Here is a 13226-nt window from a genome sequence, read left to right as displayed (position 1 = left end):
CCCGCCGGGTAAGGGTAGCCTAACTTAGCCTTACCTTACTGGTTCGGCCAGGCCCGCGTGGCGGCACGATGGACGGTGGTAGGCGCACATCAATGAAGGAGACTGTCGTGTCGGCGAACAGCTTCGACGCCCGCAGCACGCTGCAGGTGGGCGGCGAGTCGTACGAGATCTTCCGGCTGGACAAGGTGGAGGGCTCGGCCCGGCTGCCGTACAGCCTCAAGGTCCTGCTGGAGAACCTGCTCCGCACGGAGGACGGCGCGAACATCACCGCCGACCACATCCGCGCCCTCGGCGGCTGGGACTCGCAGGCGCAGCCCAGCCAGGAGATCCAGTTCACGCCGGCCCGCGTGATCATGCAGGACTTCACCGGCGTGCCCTGCGTCGTGGACCTCGCGACCATGCGCGAGGCCGTGAAGGAGCTGGGCGGCGACCCGGCGAAGATCAACCCGCTCGCCCCGGCCGAGCTGGTCATCGACCACTCCGTCATCGCCGACAAGTTCGGCACCAACGACGCCTTCAAGCAGAACGTCGAGCTGGAGTACGGCCGCAACCGCGAGCGCTACCAGTTCCTGCGCTGGGGCCAGACCGCCTTCGACGAGTTCAAGGTCGTCCCGCCCGGCACCGGCATCGTCCACCAGGTCAACATCGAGCACCTGGCCCGCGTCGTCATGATCCGCGACGGCAAGGCGTACCCCGACACCCTGGTCGGCACCGATTCGCACACCACCATGGTCAACGGCCTCGGCGTCCTCGGCTGGGGCGTCGGCGGCATCGAGGCCGAGGCCGCGATGCTCGGCCAGCCGGTCTCCATGCTGATCCCGCGCGTCGTCGGCTTCAAGCTCACCGGCGAGCTGCCCACCGGCACCACCGCCACCGACCTGGTGCTCACCATCACCGAGATGCTGCGCAAGCACGGCGTCGTCGGCAAGTTCGTCGAGTTCTACGGCGAGGGCGTGGCCGCGACCTCCCTGGCCAACCGCGCCACCATCGGCAACATGTCGCCGGAGTTCGGCTCCACCGCCGCGATCTTCCCGGTCGACGACGAGACGCTGAAGTACCTGCGTCTGACCGGCCGCTCCGAGCAGCAGGTCGCCCTGGTCGAGGCGTACGCCAAGGAGCAGGGCCTCTGGCTGGACCCGAAGGCCGAGCCCGACTTCTCCGAGAAGCTGGAGCTGGACCTGTCGACGGTCGTCCCGTCGATCGCCGGCCCGAAGCGTCCGCAGGACCGCATCGTCCTCGCGAACGCCGCCGAGCAGTTCAAGCTGGACGTCCGCAACTACGTCGACGAGGCCGACGAGGCGGGCAAGGAGTCCTTCCCGGCCTCCGACGCCCCGGCCAACCACCCGAACGGCGCCCCGTCCAACCCGGTCCAGGTCACCGCCCCCGACGGCACGACCTACGAGCTGGACCACGGTGCGGTGACGGTCGCGGCCATCACCTCCTGCACCAACACCTCCAACCCGTACGTCATGATCGGCGCCGCCCTGGTCGCCAAGAAGGCGGTCGAGAAGGGCCTCACCCGCAAGCCGTGGGTCAAGTCCACCCTCGCCCCGGGCTCGAAGGTCGTCACCGACTACTTCGAGAAGGCCGGCCTCACGCCGTACCTGGACAAGCTCGGCTTCAACCTGGTCGGTTACGGCTGCACCACCTGCATCGGCAACTCCGGCCCGCTGCCGGAGGAGGTCTCCAAGGCCGTCAACGACCACGACCTCGCCGTCACCTCGGTCCTCTCCGGCAACCGGAACTTCGAGGGCCGCATCAACCCCGACGTCAAGATGAACTACCTGGCCTCCCCGCCGCTGGTCGTCGCGTACGCCATCGCGGGCTCCATGAAGGTGGACATCACGCGTGAGGCCCTGGGCACCGACCAGGACGGCAACCCGGTCTACCTGAAGGACATCTGGCCCACCGAGGCCGAGGTCAACGACGTCGTGGCCGGCGCCATCGGCGAGGACATGTTCAGCAAGTCCTACTCCGACGTCTTCGCGGGCGACGCCCAGTGGCAGGCGCTGCCGATCCCGACCGGCGACACCTTCGAGTGGGACGGCGAGTCCACCTACGTCCGCAAGCCCCCGTACTTCGAGGGCATGGGCATGGAGCCGGCCCCGGTCGAGGACATCTCCGGCGCCCGCGTGCTCGCCAAGCTGGGCGACTCGGTCACCACCGACCACATCTCCCCGGCCGGCGCGATCAAGGCCGACACCCCAGCCGGCAAGTACCTGACGGAGCACGGCGTCGAGCGCCGCGACTTCAACAGCTACGGCTCGCGCCGCGGCAACCACGAGATCATGATCCGTGGCACGTTCGCCAACATCCGCCTGCGCAACCAGATCGCGCCGGGCACCGAGGGCGGCTACACCCGCGACTTCACGCAGGACGGCGGCCCGGTCTCCTTCATCTACGACGCCTCGCGCAACTACATCGAGCAGGGCATCCCGCTGGTCGTCCTGGCCGGCAAGGAGTACGGCTCCGGTTCGTCCCGCGACTGGGCGGCCAAGGGCACCGCGCTGCTCGGTGTGAAGGCCGCCATCGCCGAGTCGTACGAGCGCATCCACCGCTCGAACCTGATCGGCATGGGCGTGCTCCCGCTGCAGTTCCCGGAGGGCGCCACGGCCGACTCCCTCGGCCTGACCGGTGAGGAGACCTTCTCCATCTCCGGCGTCACCGAGCTGAACGAGGGCCGCACGCCGAGCACGGTCAAGGTCACCACCGACACGGGCGTCGAGTTCGACGCGGTCGTCCGCATCGACACCCCCGGTGAGGCCGACTACTACCGCAACGGCGGCATCCTGCAGTACGTGCTGCGCAGCCTGATCCGCAAGTAGGCGATACGGCACGGCAGTCGTCGAGGGCCGCATCCCCGCCCGGGGGTGCGGCCCTCCGCCGTGGCCGTGCCATGCCCCCGGGTCTAGCCGCGGAAGTTGTACACCGGCGCGCCTTGCTGACAGGTCACTCGGGGCGGACCCGGCAGCCTCCTGGCCACCGGGTCCGCGAGCCGGGCAGGTGAAGGGGTTCGGCCACCTGACCGGGTCGTGCTGGCTTGTGGCCGCGAGCACCCGGAAGGCCTCGCGGAGCAGGGCGCGACAACGTTGTCTGACACTCTCGTTCCCGACTGTACCGCCTCAACCGACAACGATGTCAACCCAGTTGAAGGCCCCCCGCGCCGAGGTCTTCCGCCCCGCCGCCGGCCCGGGTTACTGTCCCTGCGGCTTGTGTGACCCGTGGTGCGCGACCCGTCCGAAGGAGGAAGGGCCGCGTCATGCGTTTTCGCCCCACGTCCCTGCTGCTGGCCGCGGTACTCGCGACCGGCGGCGCCACCCCCGCCCTCGCGGCGACGGCGGCACCACCACCGGAACTGGTCAAGGACCCGACGGCGTACGTCGATCCGCTGATCGGCACGAAGAACGGCGGCGACGTCTTCCCGGGCGCCGTCGTGCCCTTCGGCATGCTGTCCTGGAGCCCGGAGAACACCAGAGGCGACGCCACCCGTACGGCGGCGCCCGGTGGTTACCAGTACGACGCCACCCGGATCCGGGGCTTCAGCCTCACCCACATGTCCGGCACCGGCTGTGCCGGCGGCAGCGGCGACATCCCGTTCTTCCCGTACGCCGGCGCGGTCACCACCTCCCCGGCGAGCGACACCAAGGACACCGTCTACGCCTCCGACTTCCGGCACAGCGACGAGAAGGCCGAGCCCGGCCACTACCGGGTGGGCCTGGCATCCGGGGTCACCGCCGACCTCACCGCGACCGCGCGCACCGGCTCCGCCCGCTTCACCTTCCCCGAGGACAGGCCCGCCTCGCTGCTGATCCGCACCGCCAACTCCGAGGTGGGCTCGGCGAACTCGACCGTCAGCGTCGACCCGCGGACACGGACCGTCTCGGGTTCCGTCACCTCCGGGAACTTCTGCGGCTACCTCGACCCCGAGGGCCAACGCTCCTACTACACCCTGTACTTCACCGCCCGCTTCAACCGCGCCTTCACCGCTCACGGCACCTGGCAGGACGACACGCTCAGCCCCGGGTCGAGCACGGCGTCCGGCGGCACCGGAGGCTTCTCGCACGGCGGACGTCCCGTCGTCGGCAAGGGGGCCGGCGGCTACGTCCAGTTCGCGCCCGGCACCGGCCCCGTCGGCGTCAAGGTCGGCATCTCCTACGTCAGCGAGCGGGCCGCCGAGGCCAACCTCGAGGCCGAGAACCCGCAGGGCCGTTCCTTCGGCGCGGTCGAGACCGCGGCCCGCCGGGCCTGGCGCGAACGCCTGGGCGCGATCCGGGTCGGCGGCGGCACGGACGCCGAGCGCACCACCTTCTACACCGCCCTCTACCACGCGCTGCTGCACCCGAACGTGATCAGCGACGCCGACGGCCGCTACCGGGGCGGCGACGGCGAGGTGCACCGGGTGGGCCACGGCCACCGCGCCCAGTACGGCACCTTCTCCGGCTGGGACGTCTACCGCGACCAGGTCCAGCTGCTCACCCTCCTCGACCCGCGCACCGGCTCCGACATCGCACAGTCGCTGTACGAGCTGGCGCGGCAGAACGGCGGCACCTGGGACCGCTGGCTGCACGGCGCGAGCGGCACGCACGTCATGAACGGCGATCCCTCACCGACCGCACTGGCCGGCATCCGCTCCTTCGGCGGCACCGGCTTCGACCTGAAGGGCGCCCTGCACTCGTTGGTGAAGGCGGCGACCGTGCCGACGGCGGCGGACCTGTCCTCGGCCGGCAAGCCCGTGCTGTCGGCGGGCCAGCGGCCCTCGCTCGACAAGTATCTGAAGCTGCACTACATGCCGAGCGTCTCCAACGCCTGGGGCGGCGCCGCCGAGACCCTGGAGATGTCCACCGCGGACTTCTCCCTGTCCCAACTCGCCGCCGCGGCGGGGGAGAAGGGGACGGCGGACACCTTCGCGCGGCGCGCCCAGTGGTGGCAGAACAACTTCGACATCGCGGCCGACCCGGGCGGCGGGTACATCGCCAACCGCAAGGCCGACGGCAGCTGGGTGACCGGCTTCACCCCGGACACCGGCAACGGCTTCGTCGAGGGCACGGCGGCCCAGTACACCTGGATGGTCCAGCACAACCCGGCCGGCCTGTTCGCGGCGATGGGCGGCACCGGCAAGGCGCTCGCCCGCCTCGACACCTTCTTCCACAACGCCGACGGCAGCTGGGCGTTCAGCGGCAGCGGCGGCACCAAGTCCGGGATGGACAACGAGCCGTCCATCAACGTGCCCTACCTGTACGACTACGCGGGCGCCCCCTACAAGACGCAGGAGACGGTTCGCGCGGCGATGGGCACGCTGTGGTCCACCGAGCCCGGCGGCATCCCCGGCAACGACGACCTCGGCGCCATGTCCGCCTGGTACGTCTTCTCCGCGCTCGGCATGTACCCGCAGGTGCCCTCCCGGGCCGAACTGGTCCTGGCCTCACCGCTGTTCGAGCGGGTGGAGATCCACCGTCCGCAGGGCAACGACATCTCGATCCGCGCCGAGGGAGCGGCGGCCGACGCACCCTACATCCACTCCCTGCGCGTCAACGGCCGTAGCAGCGACCGGCCGTGGCTGCCGGCCTCCTTCGTCCGCGACGGCGGCCGGCTCGACTACACGCTGTCGGCCACCCCCGACCGCACCTGGGGCACGGACGCCCCGCCGCCGTCCTTCCGGCAGGGCGAGCAGCCGTACCAGATCGGTGTCGGCCCCACGTCCGCCACGCTCGCACCCGGCGACAGCACCAAGATCGCCATCCGCGCGCTGTCCATGAGCGGCGGCACCGGGCCCGAGGTGCGCTTCCACGTCCGGACCCCGGCCGGGGTCACCGCCACGCCCGCCGAGGGCACGGTGTCCGACGGCTCGCAGCAGATCACCCTCACCGCCGCCGCGGACGCCCCCCAGGGCTTCTACGACGCCGAGGTGAGCGTGACCTCCGGCGACAGCTCCTACCAGCAGCCCGTGTCGCTGACCGTGGCCGCCCCGGGCACCCTCCTCGCCGCCTACGACAACACCGGGATCTCCGACGACGGCGGCGAGCACGACGAGGCGGACTTCGACGGCGGCGGCTGGAGCTACTCCCGCCAGGCCCTCGCCGCGGCCGGCCTCACCGCGGGCGGCCACGGTACGGTCGACGGGATCGGCTTCACCTGGCCGGACTCGCCCGCCGGCCGCCCGGACAACGCCTCCGCGACCGGCCAGACCATCCGACTGAGCAGGCCCGCGAGCGCGTTGTCCTTCATCGGCAGCGCGGTCAACGGCAACCAGCAGGCCAAGGCGACCGTCGCCTACACCGACGGCACCACCGCCACCGCCGACCTATCCTTCACCGACTGGACCGTCGGCGGCGGAGGCGGCACCGTCCAGTACGGCAACGAGGTCGTCGCCAGGACCGCGTACCGCAATGTCGCGGGCGCCGACAAGGACCCGGTGGCCACCTACGTCTTCGCCACCGTGCCGTTCACCGCACCGGCCGGCAAGAGCATCGCGAGCGTACGCCTCCCGGCCGACGGCGACCTGCACGTCTTCACCCTCGCCACCGACTGACCCGGACGCGCACCCGATCCGGACACGAGAGGGGGGCGGGCCCGAACCGGGCCCGCCCCCCTTCGCCGTCGTCCGGTCAGCCCAGCAGCTCCACCTCCGCCAGCGTGGCCGAACCGTCCAGCACCAGGCGGTACTTGGCGTACGAGCCCGGGTGCGCGATGGTGAACGCCCTGGTCTGCCGGTCCCAGCGGAACGACTCACCGGAGCGCTGGTCCAGCGTGTGCCAGTTCGTGCCGTCCGTGGAGCCCTGCACCGTCCAGCCCGTCGGCGCCTCGGTGTGGTCGGCCGACGAGGTCAGCGTGTACTGCACGGGCTTCGCCGTGCCGGCCACCGGCAGGTCCACCGAGGTCACCGTGGCGTCGGTGGCCGACGTGTTGTCGAACAGGGCGCCCGGACCGCTCAGCAGGTCCGCGCGCGGGGCGGGCACCTTGTCGTCCCGGGTGATGGAGACGGGCGCCGCGTCCTTGCCCGTGCCCCACGACGACGGCCTGGGGCCCATGGAGAACTCGATGGTGCCGCCCTTGGCCAGCAGCGAGTGGGGGAGTGAGGTCTTGGTCCACCGGTGCCCGTCGACCTTCACGCCCTGCACGTAGATGTTCTTCGCGCTGTTGCGCGGCGCCTTGACGACCAGGTCGTGGCCGTTCTCCAGGTGTACGGTCGCCTTCTTGAACAGCGGGGAGCCGATCGCGTACTCGCCGCTGCCCATGACCAGCGGGTAGAAGCCGAGCGAGGAGAACAGGTACCAGGCCGACTGCTCGCCGTTGTCCTCGTCGCCGTGGTAGCCCTGGCCTATCTCGCTGCCGACGTACAGCCGGGAGAGCACCTCGCGGACCTTCGCCTGCGCCTTCCAGGGCTCGCCGGCCGCGTCGTACATGTAGATGACGTGGTGCGCGACCTGGTTGGAGTGGCCGTACTGGCCCATCCGCACGTCCCGCGCCTCGGTCATCTCGTGGATGACGCCGCCGTAGGAGCCGACGTACTCCGGGGAGGCCGTCTCCGGGGTGGAGAAGTACTCGTCGAGCTTGTCGCCGAGGCCCTTGCGGCCGCCGTACAGGTTGGCCAGGCCCCGGCTGTCCTGCGGGGCGGTGAAGGCGTAGCCCCAGCCGTCGGTCTCCGTGTAGTCGTAGCCCCACACGCGCGGGTCGTACTTCGCGGAGTCCACGCGCCAGTCGCCCTTGGCGTCGCGGCCCTGGAAGAAGCCCGCCTTGGGGTCGAACAGCTTGACGTAGTCCTGCGCCCGGTTGAGGAAGTACTCGGACTCCTCCTTGTAGTGCTTCTCGCCGGTCTTCTTGTAGAGCGCCGCGCCCATCTGCGCGATGCCGTAGTCGTTGACGTATCCCTCCATCGCCCACGACAGGCCCTCGCCGGTGGCGGTGCTGGTGTAGCCGAGGAACGGCGAGGTGCTCATGCCCTTGCGGCCGACGCCGGACGACGGGGGCACGACGGTGGCGTTCTTCAGCGCCGCGTCGTACGCCGCCTTCGCGTCCATGTGCACGCCCTTGACGTAGGCGTCGGCGAACGCCACGTCGGAGGAGGTGCCGGTCATCAGGTCGGCGTAGCCGGGGGAGGACCAGCGGGAGGTCCAGCCGCCGTCCTTGTACTGCTGCACGAAACCGTCGACCATCTCACCGGCCTGGGACGGGGTGAACAGCGAGTACGCCGGCCAGGTGGTCCGGTAGGTGTCCCAGAAGCCGTTGTTGACGTACACCGTGCCGTCGACGATCTTCGCCCCGGTGTGCGTGGCCGTGTCCGGCCCGGTCATCGGGGAGAACGGCGAGGCGTACCGGTCCTTGCCGCCGGCCTTCTCGAAGCCGGAGTTGGGGTACAGGTACAGCCGGTACATGCTGGAGTACAGCGTCGTCAGCTGGTCCGGGGTCGCGCCCTGCACCTCGACCTTGCCCAGCAGGCGGTCCCAGGTCCGCTGAGCGCGGTGCTCGACGGTGTCGAAGGAGGTGCCGTCGGGGATCTCCTGGCGCAGGTTGTCCTTCGCCTGGTCGACGCTGATCAGGGAGGTGGCCAGGCGCAGGGTGACCGTGTGGTCAGAGCCCGTGTCGAAGCGCATCCAGCCCTTGACGCCGCTCGAGTCGCCGCCGGTCACCGGCTTGTCGAAGACGCCGTAGACGAACAGCCGGGTCGCGCCCGTGGACAGCCCGGACTTCACGTCCGAGTAGCCGGTGACGACGCCGTGCTCCTTGTCCAGGGTCAGTCCGGCCTGGTCGGTGACGTTGTCGAAGACGACGCTCGCGTTGTCGCCCGGGTAGGTGAAGCGCAGGGCCGCCGCGTGGTCGGTGGGCGCGATCTCCGCCTTCAGGCCGTTCTCGAACCGCACGCCGTAGTAGTACGGCCGCGCGGTCTCGTGTTCGTGCCGGAAGGCCAGGGCCCGCGCGTCCCGGTCGGTGTCCGGGGCGCCGGCGGCGGCCGACGGCATCAGCTGGAACGTCTGCCGGTCACCCATCCAGGGGCTCGGCTCGTGGCTCGCGCTGAACGCCTGGATCGTCGGCAGGTTGTCGTCGTTGTCGGCGCGCGCGTACTCGTACAGCCAGCTCAGCGAGGACGCGTTGGTCACCGGCGTCCAGAAGTTGAAGCCGTGCGGCAGCGCCGTCGCCGGGAAGTTGTTGCCGCGCGAGAAACTGCCGCTGGAGTTGGTGCCGCGCGTGGTCAGCACGTAGTCCGACAGGTGCGCCTTGGGCCGCTCGGGCGCCATCCGCTTCAGGGCCACGTCGTCGAGCCAGCCGCGGAACTTCGCCGGCCCCTTGGGGGAGTCGTACGCCAGCAGGATCCGGTCGACGGTCTTGCCCGCCGCCACCGAGCCGATCCGCGAGACCACGTCGTTCCACTGGTTGACGTACAGCACCTTCGCGTCGCCCTGGCCACGCGGCGACAGCGGGAACCCGTGCTGGTCGGTCGCGCCGAGGTCGCTGAGGTAGGTGCCGTCGGTGAAGGCCAGGTCGACGGAGACGTTGGTGGCGTCGTAGTCGCGGTCGCCGTCGGCCATCGCCGGATAGATCCGGTACGACAGGCCGGTGTCGCGGTGGACCTTCACGTTGACGTCGAACACCTTGTTGTACGAGTACGCCCGGCCGGTGGCCGTGTGCCGTCCGGCGTAGCGCAGGGCACGCTTTCCGGTGAATCCGGCCCGCGCCTTGGCCGTCGGGGAGCCGCTCGGCCCGTGGTCGACGAGCGAGAGCATGTCCTCGGGCACGGGACTGTCCGTGCCGCCGGTGGAGAACTGCACGTCGGCGAGCTGCACGATGTTCGAGGCGCCGTTGTTCCCCGTGATGTCGAGCCGGAAGTGCTGGTACTCGGCCGGCTCGGCCAGGTCGTACGACTTCGTCTGGAACCGCTCGGCGAAGGTCTCGCCCGACCGGGTGTCGATGGTCTTCCAGTCCTTGCCGTCCGTCGAGCCCTGGAGGGTCCAGTCCTGCGGGTCGCGCTCGGCGTAGTCATTGGCCGAGGTGAGGGCGTACGTCTGGAGTTTGATGGGTTTGTCCAGGTCGAACTCGACCCAGCCGGTGGGCTGGAACGTCAGCCACTTGGTGGCGGACTCGCCGTCGACGAGGTTCTCCTTCACCTCGCCGCCGCCGGTGTTCTCGCCGCTCGCCCGCACGTCGGTCACATGGTCGGTGACATTGCCGGGGATGCCGGTGCTGTAGCCGCCGTCCACGCCGGAGGCGCGCTTGGTGCCGTCGGGTCCGGTGTCGACGGTGTTCAGCCAGTCCGGAGCCGGATCGCCCGTCTCGAACGAGGAGGCGAACTGCTGGCCGGCCGCCGGGGCCCGGGCGGGCAGGGCCACCGCCGCGCCCTGGGCCCCGACGGCCATGACAAAGGCGGCCGTGATGACGACCGCCGGACTTCCTCTGTGCCGCGTTCTCCGCTGCATCTACGGATTCCCTCCCTGACCCTCGTCAGACAACGTTGTCAATGTGGGGCGCAGGAACCAGTAGGGAGTCAAGTGCCCAGCGATGTCAAGGTGTTGGCTGAGGCATTCAGGGGCCTATGTCGCGACTTTTTCCGGCCGGGGGCGCACAGCGCGTTCATATGTCCGGGAGGTCTCAACTCGGAAAAGACCCGTCGCCAACCTTGCATTCGATCTTGCTCAGCTGGCGGGAAGTGGACTATACCTGTCGGCGTTTCCAGCGATTTCTTTCAGCGTGATGTCCCCGCAAGACCTGCACGATCTGCACGACCCAGCACTACCCGACCGCGGTGCCGGGGAGGATCCGGTTCACCGCCTGAGTCCTGGAGAAGGCGAGGACTTGAGCATGGGATCCACCTCGAACCACGGTGCCGAGGGCGTCGGCCGCCGTGATCTGATCAAGCGGTCCGCCGCGATCGGCCTGGTCGCGGCTCCTGGGATGAGCCTGCTGTCCGCCTGCGCGAGCGGCGGCGGCGACGGGCAGGACAAGGCGAAGGCGGGCAAGAAGACCGCCAAGAACCCGCTCGGCGTCAACGAGACCGCCAAGATGGAGTTCGTCCTGTTCGACGGCGGCTTCGGCAAGGAGTACGCCGAGGACGCCGTGAAGATCTACCAGAAGGACTTCCCGAAGGCCACGGTGAAGTTCTCCGCCACCCAGAAGATCCAGTCCACCCTCCAGCCCCGCTTCAACCAGGGCAACCCGCCGGACCTCATCGACAACTCCGGCGCCGAGCAGATGGACATGGGTGTCCTCGTCGGCAAGAAGCAGCTCGCGGACCTCACCCCGCTGCTCGACGCGCCGTCGTACGACGACCCGAAGAAGAAGGTCCGCGACACGCTGCGCCCCGGCATCGTCGAGATGGGCCAGTTCGACGGCGACCCGGTCTGGATCATGTACTACGCCTACACGGTGTACGGCGTCTGGTACTCGCAGAAGGCCCTGGACGACCTCGACGTGACGTACCCGGAGACCTGGGACGACATGCTCGCCGTCTGCGCGAAGGCCAAGAAGAAGGGCATCGCCGGCTGGACGTACGCGGGCAAGTACCCGTACTACATCCCCTTCTCGCTGTACCCGATGATCGCCAAGGTCGGCGGCCGCGAGGTGCTCGACGCCATCGACAACCTGGAGCCGAACGCCTGGAAGCACCCGGCCGTCAAGGCCTGTTTCGAGGCGTACTACGAGCTGTACAAGAAGGGCTACATCCTCAAGGGCACCCCCGGCCTGGACCACATCCAGTCCCAGGCCGCCTGGGCCAAGGGCAAGGCGCTGTTCATCCCGAACGGCTCCTGGGTGGAGAACGAGTCGGCGAACGTCATCCCCAAGGACTTCAACCTCGCGGTCTCCGCGCCCTCCGGCATCGACTCCTCCGACAAGATGCCCTTCGGCACCATCTGGGCCTCCGGCGGCGAGCCCTTCATCGTCCCGGCCAAGGCGGCGAACACCGAGGGCGGCATGGAGCAGCTGCGCATCATGCTCTCCGAGGCGTCCTCGAAGAACTTCACGTCCAAGGTGAAGTCGCTGACCGCGTACAACGGCGGCACCACCGGCATCACCCTCACCCCCGGCCTGAAGTCGGGCGTGGCGGCGCTGGACAAGGCCGGATCCAACGTGGTGAATCCGCGCCTGCAGGACTGGTACGTGCAGCTCCAGAAGGAGAAGATCGGGGTGGCCGGCCTCGGCGAGATGATGGCCGGGCGCGCCACTCCGGCCGAGACCATCAAGAAGATCCAGGGCTACGCGGACGAGGCCGCGAAGGACACGTCGATCAAGCACTACAAGCACCAGTGACCCTCGTCTGAGGGCCCGTCACCAGCGGCAGCACCTGACCTAAGATCGGGGTCGGCAGTAATGCAGCACGGCAAGTACCGGTTCATCGTGGGGTTCCTCGTGGTTCCCCTCGGGCTGTACGCGCTCTTCGTCGTATGGCCCTTCATCCAGTCCATCTACTACTCGTTCACGGACTGGACGGGCCTGAGCCCCGATTTCAAGATGGTCGGCGTCGACAACTACAAGAGGATGTTCGACGACGACATCTTCTGGAAGTCGCTGGAGCACAGCCTCGTCTTCGCCCTCGTGCTGCCGCTGGTGACACTGAGTCTGGCGCTGTTCCTCGCCTTCATGATCAATGTGGGTGGGCGGCGCAGGAAGGGCGGACCCGTGATCTCCGGGGTCCGCGGTTCCTCGTTCTACAAGATCGTGTACTTCTTCCCGCAGGTGCTGTCGATCGCGATCGTCGCGGTGCTGTTCGAGAACGCGTACAACCCCGACAGCGGCGCCATCAACTCGTTCCTGCGCGGGATCGGCCTGGACAGCCTCCAGCCGCTCTGGCTCGGCTCCCCGAACCTGGCGCTGTGGTGCGTGATGGCGGTGCTGGTGTGGTCCACGGTCGGCTTCTTCGTGGTCCTGTTCTCGGCCGGCATGGCGTCCATCCCGGCCGACCTGTACGAGGCGGCGCTGCTGGACGGCGCGAGCCGCTTCACCACGTTCTTCCGCATCACCCTGCCGCTGCTGTGGGACACCGTGCAGTCCGGCTGGGTCTACATGGGCATCCTCGCCCTCGGCGCCGAGTCGTTCGCGGTCGTGCAGATCATGACGACCGGGCCGGGCGGCCCCGACTACTCGACCACCGTGCTGGTCCTGTACGTGTACCAGAAGGCGTTCCGGGACGGTCAGGCCGCCTACGCCACGACCATCGGCGTCGCCCTGCTCGTCGTCACGCTCGCGTTCGCCGCGATCGTGATGCGCCTGGGCCGTCGCGAGCGGCTGGAGTACTGAAG

Annotated in this window: 5 protein-coding genes; 4 read left to right on the top strand and 1 reads right to left on the bottom strand. The window is 69.3% G+C overall.

All coding sequences use genetic code 11. From position 1 onward, the window contains the following. The first annotated feature begins 107 nt into the window (after positions 1-107). Both acnA and ABZ854_RS24570 read left to right on the top strand, forming a co-directional pair. Complete coding sequence (acnA, locus tag ABZ854_RS24575; RefSeq protein ID WP_361214436.1) at positions 108-2825, top strand: aconitate hydratase AcnA; 2718 nt, start codon at positions 108-110, stop codon at positions 2823-2825. Positions 2826-3259: 434 nt separating this feature from the next. Continuing rightward, complete coding sequence (locus tag ABZ854_RS24570) at positions 3260-6529, top strand: GH92 family glycosyl hydrolase (RefSeq protein ID WP_361214434.1); 3270 nt, start codon at positions 3260-3262, stop codon at positions 6527-6529. Between the two features lie 76 nt (positions 6530-6605). Here ABZ854_RS24570 and ABZ854_RS24565 read toward each other — a convergent pair whose 3' ends face one another. Next, the gene (locus ABZ854_RS24565) at positions 6606-10409 is read right to left on the bottom strand and encodes a GH92 family glycosyl hydrolase (protein ID WP_361214432.1); all 3804 of its coding nucleotides are present in this window, start codon (positions 10407-10409) and stop codon (positions 6606-6608) included. Positions 10410-10791: 382 nt separating this feature from the next. On the opposite strand from ABZ854_RS24565, the gene ngcE reads away from it, so the two are divergent. Both ngcE and ABZ854_RS24555 read left to right on the top strand, forming a co-directional pair. After that, positions 10792-12237, top strand: a complete 1446-nt coding sequence (gene ngcE, locus ABZ854_RS24560) for an N-acetylglucosamine/diacetylchitobiose ABC transporter substrate-binding protein (RefSeq protein WP_361214430.1) — start codon at positions 10792-10794, stop codon at positions 12235-12237. A 60-nt stretch (positions 12238-12297) separates the two neighbouring features. Continuing rightward, positions 12298-13224: a sugar ABC transporter permease gene (locus ABZ854_RS24555; RefSeq protein WP_361214428.1), complete on the top strand. Its 927-nt coding sequence runs from the start codon at positions 12298-12300 to the stop codon at positions 13222-13224. Positions 13225-13226 lie beyond the last annotated feature (2 nt).

The organism is Streptomyces sp. NPDC047028, from assembly GCF_040644095.1.
Lineage (GTDB): Bacteria > Actinomycetota > Actinomycetes > Streptomycetales > Streptomycetaceae > Streptomyces.
This window is presented reverse-complemented; position numbering and strand designations above follow the sequence as displayed.

Excerpts from the sequence above, each read along its gene's own strand:
- ABZ854_RS24565 (WP_361214432.1), bottom strand. The coding sequence starts at position 10,409 with ATGCAGCGGAGAACGCGGCACAGAGGAAGTCCGGCGGTCGTCATCACG.
- ABZ854_RS24570 (WP_361214434.1), top strand. The coding sequence starts at position 3,260 with ATGCGTTTTCGCCCCACGTCCCTGCTGCTGGCCGCGGTACTCGCGACC.
- ABZ854_RS24555 (WP_361214428.1), top strand. The coding sequence starts at position 12,298 with ATGCAGCACGGCAAGTACCGGTTCATCGTGGGGTTCCTCGTGGTTCCC.
- ngcE (WP_361214430.1), top strand. The coding sequence starts at position 10,792 with ATGGGATCCACCTCGAACCACGGTGCCGAGGGCGTCGGCCGCCGTGAT.